Genomic DNA, 20,311 nt, shown 5'->3' with positions numbered 1-20,311 from the left:
TTATTTGCTGAAATAGAAGGAAAATTCATGAAATTATAAATTCCATCGCTCTGCTACGTCAAAAATGTTATTGCTTAATTAAGAGAAACTCTGTAATCTATTGAAAGTTTGTGTTTCGAAAAAGGAGATGAAATTCATTGCAACGCGAAATTCAGGTTAATCAAAAGATGCCACTTGGCTCAGGTTCACTGCTTAGCCTTCAGCATTTGTTCGCCATGTTTGGCAGTACGGTGCTTGTACCAAACCTGTTCGGTGTTGATCCAAGTATGATCCTGCTGATGAATGGGATTGGAACACTGTTGTACATACTCATGTGTAAAGGAAAGATCCCAGCATATCTTGGTTCCAGTTTTGCCTTTATTGCTCCTGTCACTTCGGTATTGAAAACACATCCAGAGAACGGTTATTCCATGGCACTTGGAGCTTTTATTATAACTGGACTTGTTTTCTGCCTGGTGGCTTTAATTATTAAATATGCCGGGACAGGATGGATCAACGTTGTATTCCCACCAGCAGTTATGGGTGCCATCGTTGCTCTGATCGGTCTGGAGCTTGTACCTGTTGCAGCTGGTATGGCAGGATTGATTAACTCTGATCCTGTTGCTAACCCGAACTGGGTGCCTCAGGCCAAACCCATTATTTTATCCATGGCCACGCTTGGTATCACCGTCATTGGAGCCGTAACGTTCCGTGGATTCCCCAAAATCATTCATATTCTAATCGGTATCGTAGTTGGTTATATCCTTGGCTATTCTATGGGTCTGGTTGATAAACAAGCTATTGGAAACGCAGATTTAATCTCACTGCCTACCGTAACCACACCTACTTTTGACTGGTCCGTTATTTTCACCATTTTACCTGTAGCGCTTGTCGTTATCGTAGAACATATTGGACATTTACTTGTAACGAGCAGCATTGTAGGCAAAGATCTTTCGAAAGACCCTGGGCTTCATCGTTCCCTGCTTGGTAATGGGGTCTCCACCATTTTGTCCGGGTTTGTAGGATCTACTCCTAATACAACCTATGGTGAGAACATCGGTGTTATGGCACTGACTCGTGTATACTCCACATATGTCATTGGTGGCGCAGCAGTCATTGCAATCGTACTCTCCTTCTCAGGAACATTCTCGGCGCTTGTAGCTAACATTCCTGTGCCTGTTATGGGTGGAGTATCCCTGCTTCTGTTCGGAGTTATTGCAGCATCCGGTCTGCGTATTCTGGTTGAACAGAAAGTCGACTTTGCCAAGCCAACCAATCTGCTGCTTACCACACTTGTACTGGTCATTGGACTGAGTGGTACTGAGGTTGTCTTCTACGGCGTTCATCTAAAAGGGATGGCACTGGCAACCATCGTCGGAATCCTGATGAGCTTGTTGTTCAAACTGTTTGAAGTAATGGGTTGGTTGAATGACGATTCGCAGAAACAGCCTATCACTGAAAAAACGCCTGATTAATTTCACCGTATCGTATATAAATCAAAAAAGCCTGTTCTATCCAACCTCAACGGTTGGATAGAACAGGCTTTTTTATAATCATTAATGCTGTATATTATTTCCCGGGAAACGGAAAAGCAATTCATGTTTCATCACAGCGGTACATGTGGAGATTGCAGCTTAATAGTTCATCAATGTGAATACATCGATTTCAGGCAATTTAGCACGACCATTCAGATCAGACAGCTCGATCAAGAAGGCAGCACCGACAACTATCCCACCCAATTGTTCAATCAAGTTGATGGAAGTTGCAATCGTTCCACCCGTTGCGAGCAGATCATCAGCGATCAGGACATTTTGACCTTTTTCAATCGCATCTGTGTGCATCGCAAGTGTATCCTTGCCATACTCGAGATCATAACCGACTTCAATCGTCTCTCCAGGCAGTTTTCCACTTTTGCGAATCGGAGCAAAACCGACACCAAGAGCGTACGCCAGAGGGGCGCCCACAACGAAACCACGTGCTTCAGGTCCAGCAATGACGTCAATTTTGAGATCAGAAACCATCACTTTCAGTTCATTGATCGCATTGCGGTACATTTCTCCATCCTTCAACAATGTTGTAATGTCCTTAAAGCTGATTCCCGGTTGTGGAAAGTCAGGAATGACACGAATATAATCTTTAAAATCCAAAATAATCTCCTCCTAAAATAAATACACAAACTTCCATCTAAGATACGCCCTTCATCCGGGATATCATCCATTGTGTCAGTTGCGGTGTGGCTGCATCCAGCATCACCTGTTCTATCTCGGCCATGTTTTCGAGCGCCTGATAGTGACGTGAAGCGGTTAGTTCACGCTTAGGCGGGTTATCCACAAACGCAATTTTGCCGTTATCACGGGTAATGAAGGATAACTCTTCGAATACATCCAACATCATCGTAATCATGCGCGGCGAACAACCACACTGACGACTGAGCACAGGAGTAATCTCTTGTTCCTCCACGGGTTCAGCTTTCCATTTCAACACCTGCATATAAATACGCTTAAAGAGATCTCTGGAAGGCATCTGAAGGCGATCTCGGCGGTTGCCTGATCCGTGCAGAAGGATGATATTCTCAGCTCCACTGAACAAAGCCAGCATGGCATCAAGTTGTTCCGGGGTTTCCGGCGTATCAAACACAAATAACGTCCGGACTTGTTCCTGTCCATAATGCTGTGCAGCAGCATTACACGGAAATAACCCGACCTTTCTATCATATACCCAAAGGCAAGGTTCATACAATGAATTTCCCTCGGAAACATCTGTTTCTTTCCGAACAATGGCACCCACAGAACCAGATTTATATCGCAAATGCACCTCAAGGGAGCTCAAGAAATGTTTCATCGCATTCAATGGCTCGGCATGACCACGCATATCAAACACTTGTACCTGAGGAACATGAATGTCCTGAAGCATCAATTGAGGTTTTCTCATCCCATTCCATTCATTGATGGACAGTTCTCCCATCACATCAATAACGGAACCCGGGAGAAGGAACTCCGCTAACGCTCCCTTGCCAAAAGCCACCGTTTCCAGTTGCTGACCATCTTGCTCCAGAACCAGTTTCAGATGGCGTTTCTCTCGTCCCATCGTTCTGGTTTCCTTCACAGTCACACTTCTCAATACAAACCGTGGCGAAGGATTGCTCATCCCGAAGGGCTGCAATCTGTCAATCTCCTGGATCACCTTCAGCGGAACATCACTGATTCTGCATTCATCATCTGCTAGACGCTGTGGTACAAAGTCAGCTTCGGTCAACACGGTTGCGGCAAACTCATTCAAGCCAGCCTCAAGTTCTTCCAGTTGATCCCGATGCAGAGTCATACCTGCTGCAGCCGGGTGGCCCCCGTAATGGTCCATGGTGTGTTTATTGACTGTGAGTGCCTCATAGATATCCAAGCCCTCAATAGAGCGCGCAGAGCCTTTGCAGACACCACTCTCTGGATCAATTCCGAGAATAAGTGTAGGTCGGTAATAGCGGTCCAGCAATTTGGAAGCCACAATACCCACTACTCCAACATTCCAGCCCTCACCAGCCAATACAATTACATCTGGAACAGATCCTGAACGAAGCTCTATCTTTTGTTCCAACTGTGTCGTTGCTTCTTGTAATATGCCTTCTACGACTTGTTGGCGCTCCCGATTCAATAGATCTAGCTGGCCCGCAAGCGTGTGGGCTTCATCCAGATTCTCGGTGGTGAGAAGTGATACCGCTCTTCCAGCATGATCCAAACGTCCACTGGCATTAATACGCGGTGCCATAGCAAAGGCAATATTAATTGAAGTCACCTGACTCTGGTCCACTCCACTGATTTCCAGCAATGCACTTACACCGGGAAGACGAGAACCACGCATCGATTCTATTCCATAACTGACGATAACCCGGTTCTCCCCTTCCAAAGGCATCAGATCGGCCACGGTACCGATGGCCGCGATCTCCATCCATTCACCAGGCACTTCCCCGATTAATGCCTGAGCGAGCTTCAAGGCTACTCCCGCTCCTGCCAAACCTTTAAAAGGGTACGGACAGCCTGGAAGTTTTGGATTAATAAGAGTAAAGGCTTCGGGCAAAATTTCAGGCGGCTCGTGGTGATCTGTTACAATGACTTCGATGCCCAGCGTTGCCGCATAGGCAATCTGTTCAACAGCACTGATTCCGGTGTCTACGGTAATAATCAATGAAACGCCTTGTTGATGCGCCCAATCCAACGCATGGTTGTGTAATCCATACCCTTCATTCGAGCGATGAGGGATATAAATATCGTACGAAGCCCCAAGATGACGCATCAAATGGATCATGAGCGATGTGCTGGATACACCATCAGCGTCATAATCCCCGTAGATCAAAATATGTTCTTCCCGCTCCAATGCCAGCTTGATTCGTGGCACAGCTTCATTCATGCCGAGTAACAGATAAGGATCATGCATCTGATTCAGATCCGGATGCAAAAAACGCTCTGCCTCCTTTTCATTGTGCACTCCTCGGCTCACAAGCAAACGTCCAACAAGGGGTGAAACGGAAAGCGCCTGCGAGAGTCCCGCAGCCGCCTCCAAATCGATATTCGGTGTATTCCACCGGTATTGCGAATAAAGCAATGATAACGCTCCTTTCCTGATCTACTGGACCCGCGCTTCACTACTGAATTAATGTCGCTTCGTGATCGGGCAGTTCATGATTGGATTTATAGGGATAGCCTGGATCATAAGGTACCGCTTGAATCTGTACCTCTTTCACATGACTGAAACGGGTTAGTAGTAGTGTCTTGGCCCTGTTTGCAATTTCCTGTGCTTCCAGTATGGAGATTCTCGGATTCACGCTAATGACCAACTCAATCGTAACGTCATGTTCCTGTTCACGAGCAACCAAATGCTCAATGGTAATGATGCCGTATACTCGCTGTACAGTCTCTTTGAAATCTGATGCGTCCTCCTGCTCCAGTTCCTGAACAAGTGAACCATATACTGTGTCCACAATCATTCGGTAACCCTTGTGAAGCACAAAACAGGAAGCAATCAACGCAGCCGTAGGGTCCAGGTAGAGCAGCATGCTCAGTCCCGTCTCTTCACCAGCCATCGATCCTATAATGCCGATTAACACGGTGAGCGAGCAATAGAGCGCACGACGATGTTGCTGTGCATAGGCTAGCGCCTGAGACTGGTTTCGTTTACGAAAATATCTGTACTGAAATTGAAAAATCGCTTCTTTCACAGCCAGAGCTGCAACAGCCACCAAAAGTACCGACTTGCCAGGTGCTTCCGGTTCACTTCCGGAGAGACTACCCAATGCGGAGATGGCAAGCTGTAATCCACCCATGAGGATCAGCACAGATAACAATACTGAGATCCCGGGTCTGGCAACACGTGAATGTTCTTTAAACCGTTCCCTGTGAGCCTTGCTCTTATCACGTACAGACTTGGAGGGAAAGAGACCTGCCAGGGCAGAACCAGCTTCAGAAGCAGAATACAAGCCGTCAGCGAGCAATGATTTGCTATTTGCCATATAACCGACTCCCGCTTTGATTACCGCAAGTCCCATATTACCAGCAATACCACTCCATGTGGCAGCCTGAGCAGATGGGATATGTTCTCTGGTCATGTATATTCCCCCTTATTTCTGTACATAAAGTTGCAAAACCGCGCCTGGCAGACGCGGCTTCACAATAAGATGTTTAGTTAGATTCTTTGGCTACTGTTGTTTTTGGCTTGTTAACTTGTTTACCTTTGAGCGTGAGCCATAATGGTGCCGCAATAAAGATTGAAGAGTAAGCGCCGAACAGTGTTCCGATCACCATTGCAAGTGAGAACATGCGGATGGATTCTCCGCCAAAAATAAACAAACAAAGTGAAGCAACAAAAACCGTAAATGTTGTATTTAGTGAACGAGTCATTGTTTGTGACAAACTGTGATTAACTACTTCACGCAAGTCTGCTTTAGAAGACTTTTTAGCAAATCGCAAATTCTCACGAATACGGTCAAAGATAACGATGGTATCGTTAATTGAGAATCCGACAATGGTCAATACTGCGGTAATAAAGGTCAGATCCACTTCCAAGCGGAAGATCGAAAATACGCTTATGACGACAAATGCATCATGGAACAATGAAACCACTGCTGCCACAGCAAAGCGCCACTCGAATCGGATTGCAACATAGATCATGATCCCGATACTTGCAATGAGTACCGCGTAGATCGCATTGCGCTCCAATTCTTTGGCCATCTCCGGATCAACCGTATTTACTTCATAGGAAGCCGATGCATCCAGTTTGGTAAATTCCTGTTTAAATTTACTCTCTTGGGTCTCATCCAATTCATTGGAGAAACGAACATTTACACGGTCAGCCCCCGGTGTAATGGTAACATCACCCTCATCAACACCGATGTCCTTAACGATAGGTTTAATCTGCTCCGCTGTGATTGCTTTGGATACCGAGATATCCACATTCGATCCAGCACGGAAATCAACCGCATAATTCAAACCCAGAGCCAGAATGCTGATGATCCCCGTAATCGTCAGAATAATCGAGAAAATATAGGCAATCTTACTACCTTTAACATAATCAAAATTCCAATTAAAGCGCACGAATTTCACTCTCCTTCACTCCGAAGTACTTAGGCTTCTTCAACACGTTACCCCGTACAAGCAGGGTCAACAGGAAGCGGGAGAAGAAAATATTCGTGATAATACTGGTGACAATATCAAAAATCAGCACGAGTGCAAAACCTTTAACCGCACCTGTTCCCAAGAAGAACATAACAGCCGCAGCAATAATGGTTGTAATATTGGAGTCAATGATTGTTCGGAAGGAATGTTTACCACCCGCTTTAACCGAAGACAAGATCGACTTACCACTGCGCATCTCCTCTTTAATCCGTTCGTACGTGATGATATTGGCATCCACCGCCATCCCTATACCCAGGATAAACGCCGCAATACCTGGAAGGGTAAGCACGAATTCTCCTAAATAGAAGATTGCAAGTACCAGCCACGTATGTGTGATCAAGGCAAAACTCGCAATAATACCAGGAATGCGATAAAGCCCAATCATGAACACTAGAATAATAACGGAACCAATCAATCCCGCTTTAATAGTCTGATCCAGAGAAAGCTTACCAAGTGTTGCACCAACACTTTGTGAATACTTCTCTGTAAGTTTCAGTGGCAATGCCCCAAGGTTAATGGTGTCACGAAGCTGGTTTGCTTCATCACGAGTGTAGGCACCCGAAATCTGAGCGGAACCATCTGTCAACTGTTGTCTAACGGTTGGAGCAGAGAGCAGCTCATCGTCCAAATAAATGGCGAGAGGTTGTCCGATCAAACGTTTGGTAATCTCGGAAAATTTGGCTTTGTCTTTCACTTGAATGTCAATCATCGGCTCATTCAATTGAGTGAACACAACTTTGGCTGCATTCTCAACAAATTCATTTCCGCGAAGCTCAATTTTGGTGTATTCGCCTTCCTTGTCGTTCTCTGCTTTACTACGGAAGGTCAAAACAGCAGGTTCTTTCATTTTGGCTCTAACTTCAGCCTCATCCGTAACCCCTGCCAACTTCAATCGAATCCGGTTGCTTCCTTCAGTGGTTACCTCCGGTTCGCTTGTTCCGAGCGCATTGGCGCGGCTTTCAAGGCTTTTAGCCGTTTGCACCAAAGATGCTTTCGTTACTTGTTGACCTGCTTCGAGCGGCTCTGCTTCATATAAGATCTCGTAGCCTCCCTTTAAATCAAGGCCCAAGCGTATATTTTTGAGCAGTTCCGGGCTTGTTCCCACCATTACCCCTGTGGTGACAAGCACGACCAGAATGAAACTGATAATTCTTTTCATGCCGTTCCTAGATCCCCTTTCGTTCTCAATATTCCTATTATAGCGATGCCGTAAAAAGCAGTCAATTTTCAACAAAAAAGATCCCTTTCGTCTAGAAAGAGGACCCCCGGTATGCAGACACGGTCATAAAGTTCATAAAGCTTGTTGCTTTCAGTGACAAAATGTCGTTCACCAGCTGGTGAAGCGGTGGAATGCCCTGTTTTTCATATTTATGACTGACGCAATTCCAGACATCTTTGCTGGTGACATATTCGTAACCGACAAGCCTTAATTCCTCTGCTTTGCTACGGCAGAGCATCTCTATTGACTGTTCCAACTCCACATCATTCATTTCTTCCAACGGGGAGCCTCCCTTCGTACATCCAAGCCTTTATGCGGCATCAATATTACATGATTCGACTTCACCTGATCATATTCCTTCTTGCTGATTATGGTTCTTTTTGTTAATCGTGTCCAAGTAGTCATGAGAAGATAAAGGACTGGCATAGGATGAAGAACAACGGCTTTGTCCCGTTTATGTTGATAGCCTGTACTTTCAACCGGGAAAGAGGGGTAGTCTTGAAGAAACAGACATTTATCCAGGGGGCCATGATCCTGCTCGCGGCAGGTATAATTAATCGAATACTTGGTTTCATTCCGCGCATTGCGCTGCCACGAGTCATTGGTGCAGAAGGTGTTGGCATCTACCAATTGAGCTATCCCTTTTTTATCGTACTGGTGACATTAATTACGGGTGGTATTCCGCTCGCCGTAGCCAAGCTCGTAGCCGAAGCTGATACCGGTGCCAATCGTTATTCCCCTCAGCGAATCCTGCAAGTAAGCTTAAGCTTTACGTTGACCCTGGGTGTTGTATTCATGTTTTTGTGCATTCTATTTGCACCCTGGGTTACCAAGTACGTGCTCACAGATGAGCGGGTGTACCATACGTTCGTTAGTATGAGTCCCATGATTACCATTATCGCCGTATCTGCTGTCTACAGAGGGTATTTCCAAGGTAAGCAAAACATGATGCCTACTGCCATTTCATCCATTGTTGAAACCATCATTCGTATCGTCTGTGTCATTTGGTTTGCCTGGCTTCTCCTCCCCCACGGTATTGCACAAGCTGCTGCTGGTGCCATGCTGGGAGCGCTCGTTGGAGAATTCGGCGGTATGCTTGTACTCTTGTGGAAGTATAACAGGCAGAAGAAAGAGTTACCGCTCGCTAAGCAACAGAACATGTCCAATCTCACAACCAAACCTTCAGTTCTGAAAGAAACGGGTACTCCACAGCCCGGATTAATCCGGCGTTTGCTTGCAATCTCTATTCCTGTTACAGCGGGCCGATTGGTTGGCTCCTTATCCTATCTGGCCGAAACCATCGTTACTGCCCAGAGTCTGGCTCTGGCAGGCATATCCAAAGGACTTGCTACAGCACAATATGGTGCATTACAAGGTATGATTATTCCTTTGCTGCTGCTGCCGGGGGCACTAACCTCATCGCTCGCGACATCACTTGTGCCTTCACTGTCCGAAGCTTCTGCTCAGGGAGATCGCGCACTGATTCACAAAAGAATGCATCAGGCCTTACGTTTGGCACTTGTGACAGGTGCTCCGTTTTCTGTGTTTATGTATGTGCTTGCCGAACCGATGTGTCTTGTTCTGTATAATGATGCATCGATCGGAAGCATGCTGAAACTAATGGCTCCTTTTGCTTTGTTCATTTATATTCAAGCTCCTCTTCAAGCTGCATTACAAGCTCTTGACCGTCCGGGTAAAGCATTGCTGAATACGTTTATCGGTGCTGTTATCAAAATCACGTTGATTTTAACGCTTGCTTCCCGGCCTGAATATGGCATCTTCGGTGCAGTCATCGCCATCTGTGTGAATTCTACGGTAGTTACGCTGTTACATGCCCAAAGTGTACGTAGCCTGCTACAGTTCCGCTTCAAAATGATGGATTGGGTCAAGACGGGTGCAGGTATGTTTATCATGGGTGCAGCGACCCTACTCGTATACGAAGAGACTGCCATGATATTGCCTTTTTGGGTGAGGATGCTTCTCGCTCCTTTTGCCGGACTTATCGTGTATTTCATCGTCATGGGCTGGACCAAAATGATTGACTTTCATGATCTGTCCCGTGCTCCTTTGATTGGTTCATGGTTCAAGCGCCGTTCAGGCAAATGATTTTCATTTTTTATCATCTTTTGGACTGACATATATCTTCCCATTGTGGTCAATGGAGCAAATAAATACATCCTTGAAATCCAAAATACCATTATGTTGAATTTGATTTTTCAGCCAAAATCTCGTTTTCTGAATAATCTCCAGATTCTGATCCTGGACCTTTCCGTCCATAATTAAGGGTAGAGGCAGACCTTCATATTTAATATTTGGAAATTTGATATTTGGAGATCCGTCAATCTGGTTTTTTCCCGTTTTGGATTTACTGGAAGAAAAATCTTCTGAGTCAGAACCGGAAGAATTGCTGTCGTTAGAAGTATTCTCATCCTTGGGAAACACGGTCAGCTTGCCTGTGGTCTCCAAAATAGCGAAATCAACCTCACCGATACTGTCTACATTCTGTTCACGGAGTTGTTGCAATAGATCATCCAGATTATAGCGTTGCTTCCGCATCTCATCTCGGTGAAGAACGCCTTTGGAGATCAAAACAGTAGGTTTACCATCAATTATCAGGCGAAGACGCCGACTTTTAAGACCTATAAAGGCCATTCCGATCTGTACAATGATCAAGGTAAGCATGGGAGCAATCCCATAAGAGAGCGGTTTATCAATATCTTCAATGACAAAAGCAGCCATTTCAGCGAGCATAATGGACACGACAAGATCAAACATGGATAGCTTACCAATCTCACGTTTACCCATAACCCTCATTGCACAGTACACCAGAAAGTACATGAGAATGGTTCGAAAGATATGTGATCCGACATCTGGGAAGTTCACAACAGGGGTCCTCCTTCGAAACTGAGTTTTTAACAGTTAGCTTGGGTAGTGCAATCCCTATTTTGACCTGAACCTTACATGCTCATGCAGAAATAATCCGTTCATTTAATGGAAAACAGTTCATAAGTCCGAAGGCTTGACCATACACTGTATTAACTTATAACTTGTACAAGGGGGTTGCTTCATGCAATTGATCCGCCGCTTGGTTTCGTTTCGAGTGTCCAATCCGATTCTGTCAGGCCTCTGTCAGGCTTTTGTATGGATGTTTATCGGGGCATTAATTCTCTCCTTGTTTCTCTGGATGAGCGGAATGCGGGAACAGGACCTCTCGTTGTATACCTATGTTGTTCATGGCTTGTCATTATTGGTTGGTGGTTTTGTGGCAGGAAAACGCTCTGGTGAAAAAGGATGGTACTACGGAGGAATCACCGGAATCGTATATGGACTCCTTGTGCTGTTGATCGGATTTCTCGCGCTGGATGCTTCGTTTAATTGGAAAGATAGTTTACAACTGCTTAGCGCTTTCTTCATTTCAGCTCTCGGTGGCATGTTCGGCGTTAATACGCATCGTTCCTAGCTGACTGCTAATGAACATCAACCCTCCTTCATAAAACAAAAAAGAGAACCGGGTCTCCAAGGAGATCCGGTTCTCTACTAGGGAATACGCCACAAACGCACCCTCGTTATTCTATGTTACAGTAACTATTCAACAGCCGTATCACGAGCTACAGCCGTACTGATTGCATTACGGTCAAATGTAAGCTTAGTTACATCGTTTACACGCAATACAACCACATCGTCCGTAATCTCAGCGATCGTACCGTGAAGGCCACCAATTGTTACAATTTTATCGCCCTTTTTCAATTGGCTCAGCATCGAATTCCGTTGCTTTTGCTTTTTGTTCTGTGGACGAATCATCAAGAAGTAGAAAATTGCAACCATGAGTACCAACGGTACGATCAAAGATACAATGCCTCCGCCCGCTTGTGTTCCTGCTAGAGTCATTCCCTGAAACATTCAAACTCCCCCTTATCGACTATACATACAGATATTGCTTGTTACGCCGGTTTCCTCAAAAACTCAATCAGAAACCTTTGTCATTGTCATGAAGACCATATTGATCGAAAAATTCATCCCGGAAATCAAGCAAACGATCTTCCATAATGGCTTTACGTACATTACGCATCAAATTCTGCAAGAAATGAAGATTATGGATCGTTGTCAAACGCAGGCCAAATGTTTCATCTGCTTTGATCAAATGACGCAGATAAGCTCTGGAATAGTTACGACAAGTGTAGCAATCACACTCTGGGTCAAGTGGCCCAAAATCAGTTGCAAACTTGGCATTACGAACTACCAGACGTCCTTGGCTGGTCATCGTTGTTCCGTTACGGGCAATCCGAGTAGGCAGAACACAATCGAACATGTCCACTCCACGAATGGATCCCTCAATCAACGCATCAGGCGAACCTACCCCCATCAAATAACGTGGTTTATTGGTTGGCAACAAAGGTAACGTATAATCCAATACTCCATACATCAAATGTTTCGGTTCTCCAACACTCAGTCCACCAATAGCATACCCCGGGAAATCCATGGAAGTCAAATCTGCGGCGCTCTGACGGCGAAGATCTTCATGCATGCCTCCCTGTACGATGGCAAACAGACCTTGATCATGCGGACGAGCGTGACTTTCCAGACAACGTTCTGCCCAGCGGCTCGTTCTTTCGAGTGATTTTTTGACATATTCATATTCGGCCGGATATGGCGGACATTCATCAAACGCCATCATAATATCGGAGCCAAGTGCATTCTGGATTTCCATCGCCACTTCAGGAGAAAGGAACTTCTTGTCTCCATTCAGATGAGAACGGAAGTTAACGCCTTCTTCCGTAATTTTGCGCATTTCGCTAAGAGAAAACACTTGGAATCCTCCGCTGTCCGTCAGAATTGGACGATCCCAGTTCATGAACTTGTGCAACCCGCCAGCTTCACGAATGATTTCATGTCCTGGTCTCAGAAACAGGTGATAGGTATTACTCAAAATAATCTGAGCATCCATTTCTTTCAATTCTTCAGGGCTCATTGTTTTGACAGTCGCCTGTGTACCTACAGGCATAAAGGTTGGTGTTTCAATAATACCGTGAGGTGTATGTACACGTCCCAGACGTGCACCGGATTGTTTGCAAGTTTTGATATGTTCATACGTAATTGCTGCCATTGGTTTTAATCATCCTCTAAAAGTTAATCGTTATACCGTTATACTAATATATCAACATGGCATCGCCGAAGCTGAAGAACCGGTATTTCTCTTGAATGGCTTCCTCATATGCCTGCATAATATGTTCCCTGCCTGCTAGTGCACTAACCAACATAACCAACGTGGATTTCGGGAGATGGAAATTCGTAAGCATCCCATCGATCACTTTGAAGGAATAACCGGGATAGATGAAAATGCTGGTCCATCCGCTGCTCGCTTGCAGTATTCCATTTTCAAATTTGCTGCCTACCGTTTCCAAAGTCCGGCAGCTCGTTGTCCCAACCGCAAAAACACGGTGTCCATTCTCTTTGGTCTGGTTAATCAGGTCAGCTGTTTCTTGTGACAAGGAGTAATACTCCTCATGCATGACATGATCTTCAACAACGTCAACCGACATCGGTCTGAATGTTCCCAGTCCTACATGAAGCGTGATGAAGGCGACATTAACGCCCTTGGCACGAATCTGATCCAACAACTCATCCGTAAAATGTAATCCTGCTGTAGGTGCAGCCGCCGATCCTTCATGCTTGGCATACACGGTCTGATACCGTTCACGGTCATCCAATGTCTCCTTGATATAAGGTGGCAACGGCATCTCACCCAGACGGTCCAGAATCTCCTGAAAGATTCCATCATACGTAAACGTAAGTGTACGTGCCCCCATCTCGCCCTCTTCTTCAATGATTGCCTTGAGTTCATCACCAAATACGATGACTGAACCGGCTTTCAGCTTTTTACCAGGCTTAACAAGTGCTTCCCACTTGTCGCCTTCCACATTTTTGAGCAATAACACTTCCGCTTTTGCTCCGGTATCTTCTTTTGTACCGAACAGACGGGCTGGTAGAACACGTGTATCATTCAGAATCAATGTATCGCCGGGATTCAGAAAATCGATAATATCGGGAAACGTTTGATGATTAATCTCACCACTATCTTTGTTCAAGGTAAGCAAACGGGATGCCGTGCGATCAAGCAACGGCGTCTGTGCTATCAATTGCTCTGGTAATTCAAAATCATATAAGTTCACATTCATTTAGTTTCATTCCTTAACAATAGTCGCATTTTGATAATAGTGTTTCAATATTGCCTGGTAATCATACCCTTCATCTGCCATGCCTTTGGCTCCCCATTGGGACAAGCCCAATCCGTGGCCATTGCCCTGACCGATGAACATGAAGGTCTGACCCTGCGTTACCGCTCTCGCTTGACCATCACCACTCATAACGACAAGTGCATTACCGGATGATGTTCCTGCGCCAGAAGAAGACAATACAGAGGCACCATTTGAGCCGGTTTTACTGGCTGTTTTGCCGTCAGCGCCTAATACAGTATAACTTCCGGTTCCTGCAATATCAAATAAAGTGCTCGGTAATCCACCGAGTGCAGAGCGGTATGTATCGGCATATTTCACCGTCATAGCCTGTCCGTTGGCAGTGACTTCAAGTGCTCTTCCGGAAGGTCCACGCTTGGTCACTTCCAAGGTTGAGATTGAAGCAGGAACAGACGCTGTTGTTTTACCCTGAAGGGATTTAACCAACTGAGCAGACGTGAAAGGTCCTCTCACCCAAGCATAATCATTGGATTGAGCTACTTTTGCCAGTACAACAGCTTCGTTACCTGGATTCATTTTGGCTACAGGTTCAACGGTGGATTGAATTAACGGAATGGCACGCACATTGGTATTCTGAGCCGTTACCGTCACTTTGGCCAACCCCGCATTGGTCTTGGTTGTTAATTCTTTGATGTTATCCTCACGAATGTACCCGCTAACGCCTGAACTGAGCAGCACATGGTACCACGTATGTAATCCTGCCTGGGCCGATGTATCCCCCGAACTGACAACATTGGTAAACACACCAGCTCCGCCGTTCCATACTTCAGAAGGATGAGCCGTCTGGCCGCCCGCATTGGAGGAGAACACAGCTTCGATGATTTTCCCACCGCTCTTGACCACTTCTCCAGCAGTTGCATCCACTGCACTGGTTACTTTATCGTTCTCCGAACCAATCCCGTTATAAGCTTGGCTGAGCGTTGTATCCACAACATTCGCAATTTTGAAACGTTCACCCTGTTGAAGCGCGTAGGATCGAGCAGCAACGGCTTGAACTTTCAAAGCTTCAGCAGGCCAGGAGGAATACACCTCTGCTCCTACGACAGAGTACAAGTATTGCTCCAGTGGAACGACGTTGACCAACGCCAGATCCCCGCTCACGATGCTGATTTCCATATCTCCACGATATGTTCGCTGGGAACGTTCCACTACTTTGATGCCATTCCCATTCCCTTGTACCAATGCTTTGGATTCAGTACCTGCAATGGTGTAATGCGGAGCGGTTTTGAGTGCGTCCGTACTTAATCCTGCATCCTGGCGGATGATGAGCCCGGCACTATTGTTGACAGGTGAAAGACTTACCCCCGGAGCTTTGGCTTCCACACTGGTCTTCAATGCAGTTAATTCCGCATCCGTTGAAGCTTCACCCACCCATACCGCATATGCTTGGCTTCCCCCACTCAGTTGAAGGACTGGATAGACACTACTAACTCCTGTTGATAAAAGGTTGGCTTGTGCTGCCTCTGCTTCCTGAATCGAACCATAGGTTCCAGCAGACAGGCGTTTACTTCCCGTTACAGCTGGCTTTTGACCAGCCAATTGAGCCGCAGCTACCTTTTGTACTCGTGTAACAGCTTGTCCAGCCAGTGCCTCCGTTGCATAGTTACCTGTGTAGAGCTGGTAAATGACATTTCCATTCACAGCCGTTGTGAACAGCAACGGTTTATCTGCGGTTGCCTGCAACAATTTTGCTGCTGCAGATGCTGCCTTGAAATCCGCTGTTTCCAACACTTTCACTCGGAATCCATCTGCACTGAAACGGATCTGCCCTGCCGGAAGGCTTACATTTGCGCCACTCTCCGATTGGATGCTCCATTGTCCGGTCGATTCAAGCGTAATGAGTGGTGTAGTTGATTTATACGTACTGCCCAGATTTGCAAACATGGCTACCCGGATCGTCTGTCCATCATTTCCTGCTGCATATGCAGGCACTTGCAGACAACTCACTGTCAAAAGAGCTGCCGCCAGTACCTTCAATCGACGACTCCACTTCTTCGTTCGTATTGCTTTTCCCACAATCAGACTCCTCTCCATGCTTTTCTTTCACTTTATATCGGGTTAACGTGATTATTTCAATGTTTATGATGAATATTCAACAGATTCAATTATTTCCCGTCTCTTGGTGGAACAGGCAGACCCAAGTGATGATAAGCGAGATCTGTTACGATCCTGCCCCTTGGTGTACGCTGAATCATACCAATCTGAAGCAGATACGGTTCATAGACATCCTCTATCGTCTGACTTTCTTCACCAATCGTAGCAGCAATGGTATCCAGCCCTACCGGGCCTCCCCGGAAGCTATTGATCATCGATTTGAGCATCTTGTGATCAATCTCATCCAGGCCACGCGGATCAATCTGGAGACGTTGCAGCGCTTCTTCAGCCAGTGTCTGTGTTATAATCCCGTCACCACGCACCTGTGCAAAGTCACGTACTCGTTTTAACAAACGGTTCGCGATCCTCGGTGTCCCACGTGAGCGCAATGCAATCTCTTGCGCAGCATCCCCCACAATTTCCACACCCAAAATTTCGGTAGAGCGTGAGACGATATAAGCCAGCTCATCAACTGTGTAGAATTCCAATCGACTGATAACACCAAATCGGTCTCGAAGTGGAGCAGACAGCAAGCCAGCACGCGTTGTAGCCCCAATCAGAGTGAATGGCGGCAGATCCAGCCGAACGGAACGTGCACTTGGACCTTTACCAATCATAATATCCAATGCGGAATCTTCCATAGCGGGGTACATGACTTCTTCAACTGTACGATGCAAACGATGAATCTCATCAATAAACAGGACATCGCCTTCCTGCAGATTGGTTAACAATGCTGCAAGATCACCCGGGCGTTCAATGGCCGGGCCTGACGTAGTTCGTAAATTAACACCCAATTCGTTGGCAATAATGTTGGCAAGTGTTGTTTTACCTAGTCCAGGTGGTCCATATAACAAAACGTGATCCAATGCCTCATTACGGAATTTGGCAGCTTCAATATATATCTTTAAATTTTCCTTCACCTGATTCTGCCCGATATATTCATTCAGATACCGGGGACGAAGACTCAACTCAACATTTTGGTCCTCCATCATCAGGTTCGCGGAAATAATCCGATCATCCATATTCATCCCTACCTTTTTTTGCAGGCTACAGCTATATTATAATATGCAATTTGTATTATCCCGTAAACAGCATTTGCAGCGCCTTTTTCATCAACACATCAACGGAATCTGCTGTAGTAACATCCTTTTTCAATTTGAGCCACACTTTATCAAGCTCACTATCAGTATACCCAAGTGCCTTGAGACCTTCACGTGCCTCATCCCAGGCTGAACCACTTCCTGACTCTTCCGATGGAGGAGCGAACAACCCTGTTGCATACGCTGCCGCTCCAAAGCTATCCAGCTTATCCTTGAGATCCAGAATCATGCGTTGTGCAGTCTTCTTGCCGATCCCGGGCAATTTGGTCAAGAACGTAAGATTCTCTTGGTAAATCGCCGTAACCACATGTTCTGGTGTACCCCCAGCGAGTATGCCCAGAGCTACTTTTGGACCGATACCGGATACTTCAATCAGTTTACGGAACAAACGCTGTTCATCCCGTGTAACAAATCCAAACAGCAACATCGCATCCTCACGCACATGATGGTGAGTGTACACGGTAATTTCGCCTTCTTGCTTCGCAAACGCAAAGGGATTTGGACAGAATACGCGATACCCTACACCATGAACATCCAGCACAATATAATCATTCTCTACATGAATGAACTGTCCTCTTAGAAAATCAATCATTTTCGCAATACCTCATTCAACTTGGAATTTAATGTATAAGAGTGTGCGTGGCACACGGCTACAGCCAATGCATCAGCTACGTCATCCGGCTTAGGAACGACCTGGAGACGCAAGAACATTTTGACCATCTCCTGTACTTGCTTCTTCTCCGCTTTACCGTACCCCACAACGGCCTGCTTGATCTGCATTGGCGTATACTCTGCAATAGGCAAACCCTTCTGTGCGGCAGCGAGTACCATGACCCCTCTAGCCTGACTGACAGACATCGCTGTTGTAACGTTCCGATTGAAAAAAAGTTTCTCCAGCGCTACTGCGTCCGGTTTGTATTTATCAATCAATTGCACCATACCTTCATATACGTGAAGCAACCGTTCCTCTTCAGGAGTATGAGCTTCCGTCTGAATACATCCATATTGTACGGGTACCACCTTACTGCCGATTTTATCCACAAAACCAAAACCAACAATCGCAATCCCCGGGTCAATTCCCAAAAAACGCAAAACCATCTCTCCCTCACAAAAGCGAACATATGTATCGTTCATTTCATTATAACAAAAGATAGACCCTGCGGCAGGAAAAACTTTGTCTAACTGATTTCTCGTCTTTATTCGCGAATTTTTTACATGTTTATTCGTATTTTCAACTATTTTAGTATAAACGACAAAAAGGACATCCCTTCGATGTCCTTCATCATATTTCACATATTTTTGGGTCTATCGCTTGGTTACCTAAACCACCCATGTTATCGCTATTGCCATCATCGTTTCAGTTACGTAACAATCTTATACAGTAGGTGATACGTTTGGATTACCCGCCATTACGGATTAAATGATGGTCTTCATCCACGGCATAGTCACTGAACGTAGAGATTACGCTATCATACTCATCCTTGTCCTGAATCCGAATCCCCTGCTGCAATTGCTCCAGTACGCCTTCAGGCAAAGAACTCTCCAACGTCCCAACATCCAACTGAAAGAACGTACGAATAACCTTCTCATCTGTAGGCTTACCCTCGTACAAATTAAGGTTCCCTACAGCATCTATGCTGATATAAGCCTGCTGTTTACAAAGCGATGAAAGGTCATCTACACGTTGCTTCAAATGCAACTCATCTGATGTTTCAACGGTAGCATCCCATTCCGGATGTTGAGCTAGTAACATCTTCAACTGCGGTCTAGCCATCTTCCCTAACTGCTCTGTCTCCACTCCGCAGATGTACTGTGTTTCCAAAACCACACTTGTTAAATGATCCGGATCAGAATCAAGTTGCTCTACTAACGCCTGAATCTCCTGTTCAGATCTTGTTTCCTGCGTAACAGGCCCCAACACACTGGTTGCCTCACTAAAATTAGTTGTCAGCAAACGCTCAATTGCCGATGAGATGGACAACCCGCTGTAAGCCAATATCGTAACTGCAAGCAAAGCCGCCGTCATCCATACTGTTCGTTTCCACCGTCGCCAGCGTCTCTTGAATTGTTTTCTGAAGTTAAACGTGTTCACATGAACCCCTTCTATCACTTTTTAAACCTATTGTGACCTAAAGACTGAGGCTTTATGCACAACTAACTTATCGTCTGAAGAAGGAACACACATGTGTTAGGTTAGAGAACTTGTCATAGTGAATACCGGAACCTGCATTTATAGAATCTTATATAGATAAATATAAAAAAACACTATCTATAATTAGATAGTGTTTTTAGAGATCGGGATGACACGATTTGAACATGCGACCCCCTGGTCCCAAACCAGGTGCTCTACCAAGCTGAGCTACATCCCGTTATATATACCGGCGAGAGGACTCGAACCTCCACGGTTTCCCACTCGATTTTGAGTCGAGCGCGTCTGCCATTCCGCCACGCCGGCAAATTTGAAGTTATAATGGCGCGCCCTGAGAGATTCGAACTCCCGGCCTTTTGATTCGTAGTCAAACGCTCTATCCAGCTGAGCTAAGGGCGCAAAATATTGGAGCGGAAGACGGGAATCGAACCCGCGACCCTCGCCTTGGCAAGGCGATGCTCTACCGCTGAGCCACTTCCGCACACGGTATTATTAATATAAAAATGGCGGAACCGACGGGATTCGAACCCGCGATCTCCTGCGTGACAGGCAGGCATGTTAGGCCAACTACACCACGGTTCCAGATCACTTTCTCAAAGGAAAGTATAATTGCGGGGGCAGGATTTGAACCTGCGGCCTTCGGGTTATGAGCCCGACGAGCTACCGGGCTGCTCCACCCCGCGTCGTTATAAAGTTTATATGGTGGAGGCTGAGGGGATCGAACCCCCGACCCTCTGCTTGTAAGGCAGATGCTCTCCCAGCTGAGCTAAGCCTCCATATTATGACCCGTAGGGGATTCGAACCCCTGTTACCTCCGTGAAAGGGAGGTGTCTTAACCCCTTGACCAACGGGCCTTA

Annotated in this window: 18 protein-coding genes and 8 tRNA genes; 3 read left to right on the top strand and 23 right to left on the bottom strand. The window is 45.9% G+C overall.

Annotated elements, in window-relative coordinates:
* The first annotated feature begins 137 nt into the window (after positions 1–137).
* Complete coding sequence (gene uraA, locus FE296_RS07135; protein WP_124115602.1) at positions 138–1,454, top strand: uracil permease; 1,317 nt, start codon at positions 138–140, stop codon at positions 1,452–1,454.
* Between the two features lie 159 nt (positions 1,455–1,613).
* On the opposite strand, the gene FE296_RS07130 is transcribed toward uraA, so the two are convergent.
* The 6 genes from FE296_RS07130 to FE296_RS07105 all read right to left on the bottom strand — a co-directional run bounded on the left by FE296_RS07130 (position 1,614) and on the right by FE296_RS07105 (position 8,128).
* Complete coding sequence (locus tag FE296_RS07130) at positions 1,614–2,126, bottom strand: adenine phosphoribosyltransferase (protein WP_150364588.1); 513 nt, start codon at positions 2,124–2,126, stop codon at positions 1,614–1,616.
* Between the two features lie 37 nt (positions 2,127–2,163).
* Complete coding sequence (gene recJ / locus FE296_RS07125; protein ID WP_150364587.1) at positions 2,164–4,572, bottom strand: single-stranded-DNA-specific exonuclease RecJ; 2,409 nt, start codon at positions 4,570–4,572, stop codon at positions 2,164–2,166.
* Between the two features lie 40 nt (positions 4,573–4,612).
* Positions 4,613–5,572, bottom strand: a complete 960-nt coding sequence (locus tag FE296_RS07120) for a cation diffusion facilitator family transporter (protein ID WP_150364586.1) — start codon at positions 5,570–5,572, stop codon at positions 4,613–4,615.
* Between the two features lie 73 nt (positions 5,573–5,645).
* On the bottom strand, positions 5,646–6,557 hold the full coding sequence (secF, locus tag FE296_RS07115; protein WP_150364585.1) for a protein translocase subunit SecF: 912 nt from the start codon (positions 6,555–6,557) through the stop codon (positions 5,646–5,648).
* The gene (gene secD, locus FE296_RS07110; protein ID WP_051447453.1) at positions 6,547–7,797 is read right to left on the bottom strand and encodes a protein translocase subunit SecD; all 1,251 of its coding nucleotides are present in this window, start codon (positions 7,795–7,797) and stop codon (positions 6,547–6,549) included. Before secD ends, secF begins: the two co-directional genes overlap by 11 nt.
* A 91-nt stretch (positions 7,798–7,888) precedes the next feature.
* The gene (locus FE296_RS07105) at positions 7,889–8,128 is read right to left on the bottom strand and encodes a post-transcriptional regulator (protein ID WP_036617497.1); all 240 of its coding nucleotides are present in this window, start codon (positions 8,126–8,128) and stop codon (positions 7,889–7,891) included.
* 227 nt (positions 8,129–8,355) lie between these two features.
* On the opposite strand from FE296_RS07105, the gene spoVB reads away from it, so the two are divergent.
* The gene (spoVB, locus tag FE296_RS07100) at positions 8,356–9,963 is read left to right on the top strand and encodes a stage V sporulation protein B (protein ID WP_150364584.1); all 1,608 of its coding nucleotides are present in this window, start codon (positions 8,356–8,358) and stop codon (positions 9,961–9,963) included.
* A 3-nt stretch (positions 9,964–9,966) separates the two neighbouring features.
* Here the strand turns inward: spoVB and FE296_RS07095 are convergent, their stop codons facing one another.
* Positions 9,967–10,695 carry a YetF domain-containing protein gene (locus FE296_RS07095; RefSeq protein WP_124116400.1) on the bottom strand — a complete coding sequence of 243 codons (729 nt, stop codon included), beginning with the start codon at positions 10,693–10,695 and terminating at the stop codon, positions 9,967–9,969.
* Positions 10,696–10,924: 229 nt separating this feature from the next.
* On the opposite strand from FE296_RS07095, the gene FE296_RS07090 reads away from it, so the two are divergent.
* Positions 10,925–11,317 (top strand): TIGR04086 family membrane protein, encoded by a 393-nt coding sequence (locus FE296_RS07090; protein WP_017686772.1) that lies wholly within the window; start codon positions 10,925–10,927, stop codon positions 11,315–11,317.
* A 125-nt stretch (positions 11,318–11,442) separates the two neighbouring features.
* Here the strand turns inward: FE296_RS07090 and yajC are convergent, their stop codons facing one another.
* The 16 genes from yajC to FE296_RS07010 all read right to left on the bottom strand — a co-directional run bounded on the left by yajC (position 11,443) and on the right by FE296_RS07010 (position 20,308).
* Positions 11,443–11,757 carry a preprotein translocase subunit YajC gene (yajC, locus tag FE296_RS07085; RefSeq protein WP_091027608.1) on the bottom strand — a complete coding sequence of 105 codons (315 nt, stop codon included), beginning with the start codon at positions 11,755–11,757 and terminating at the stop codon, positions 11,443–11,445.
* A 67-nt stretch (positions 11,758–11,824) separates the two neighbouring features.
* Positions 11,825–12,961 carry a tRNA guanosine(34) transglycosylase Tgt gene (tgt, locus tag FE296_RS07080; RefSeq protein WP_150364583.1) on the bottom strand — a complete coding sequence of 379 codons (1,137 nt, stop codon included), beginning with the start codon at positions 12,959–12,961 and terminating at the stop codon, positions 11,825–11,827.
* A gap of 43 nt (positions 12,962–13,004) precedes the next feature.
* Positions 13,005–14,033 carry a tRNA preQ1(34) S-adenosylmethionine ribosyltransferase-isomerase QueA gene (queA, locus tag FE296_RS07075; RefSeq protein ID WP_047844089.1) on the bottom strand — a complete coding sequence of 343 codons (1,029 nt, stop codon included), beginning with the start codon at positions 14,031–14,033 and terminating at the stop codon, positions 13,005–13,007.
* A gap of 6 nt (positions 14,034–14,039) precedes the next feature.
* Positions 14,040–16,145 (bottom strand): SpoIID/LytB domain-containing protein, encoded by a 2,106-nt coding sequence (locus tag FE296_RS07070; RefSeq protein ID WP_411860565.1) that lies wholly within the window; start codon positions 16,143–16,145, stop codon positions 14,040–14,042.
* A 71-nt stretch (positions 16,146–16,216) separates the two neighbouring features.
* Complete coding sequence (gene ruvB, locus FE296_RS07065; protein WP_091020485.1) at positions 16,217–17,227, bottom strand: Holliday junction branch migration DNA helicase RuvB; 1,011 nt, start codon at positions 17,225–17,227, stop codon at positions 16,217–16,219.
* Between the two features lie 55 nt (positions 17,228–17,282).
* Positions 17,283–17,897: a Holliday junction branch migration protein RuvA gene (gene ruvA / locus FE296_RS07060; RefSeq protein ID WP_036616866.1), complete on the bottom strand. Its 615-nt coding sequence runs from the start codon at positions 17,895–17,897 to the stop codon at positions 17,283–17,285.
* Entirely contained in the window at positions 17,894–18,397 is a 504-nt protein-coding gene (gene ruvC, locus FE296_RS07055; RefSeq protein ID WP_017686765.1) for a crossover junction endodeoxyribonuclease RuvC, read from the bottom strand. Before ruvC ends, ruvA begins: the two co-directional genes overlap by 4 nt.
* A 307-nt stretch (positions 18,398–18,704) precedes the next feature.
* Complete coding sequence (locus FE296_RS07050) at positions 18,705–19,397, bottom strand: BofC C-terminal domain-containing protein (RefSeq protein ID WP_150364581.1); 693 nt, start codon at positions 19,395–19,397, stop codon at positions 18,705–18,707.
* Positions 19,398–19,600: 203 nt separating this feature from the next.
* A tRNA-Pro gene (locus FE296_RS07045) sits at positions 19,601–19,674 on the bottom strand.
* A gap of 7 nt (positions 19,675–19,681) precedes the next feature.
* A tRNA-Leu gene (locus FE296_RS07040) sits at positions 19,682–19,760 on the bottom strand.
* 16 nt (positions 19,761–19,776) lie between these two features.
* Positions 19,777–19,853 (bottom strand) — tRNA-Arg (locus FE296_RS07035).
* Positions 19,854–19,860: 7 nt separating this feature from the next.
* Positions 19,861–19,935, bottom strand: a tRNA-Gly gene (locus tag FE296_RS07030).
* 23 nt (positions 19,936–19,958) lie between these two features.
* Positions 19,959–20,036 (bottom strand) — tRNA-Asp (locus FE296_RS07025).
* Between the two features lie 27 nt (positions 20,037–20,063).
* Positions 20,064–20,137 (bottom strand) — tRNA-Met (locus FE296_RS07020).
* 17 nt (positions 20,138–20,154) lie between these two features.
* Positions 20,155–20,230, bottom strand: a tRNA-Val gene (locus FE296_RS07015).
* Positions 20,231–20,236: 6 nt separating this feature from the next.
* A tRNA-Glu gene (locus FE296_RS07010) sits at positions 20,237–20,308 on the bottom strand.
* Between the last annotated feature and the right edge of the window lie 3 nt (positions 20,309–20,311).

The sequence above is a fragment of the Paenibacillus sp. UASWS1643 genome, assembly GCF_008693195.1.
GTDB lineage: Bacteria > Bacillota > Bacilli > Paenibacillales > Paenibacillaceae > Paenibacillus > Paenibacillus amylolyticus_B.
This window is presented reverse-complemented; position numbering and strand designations above follow the sequence as displayed.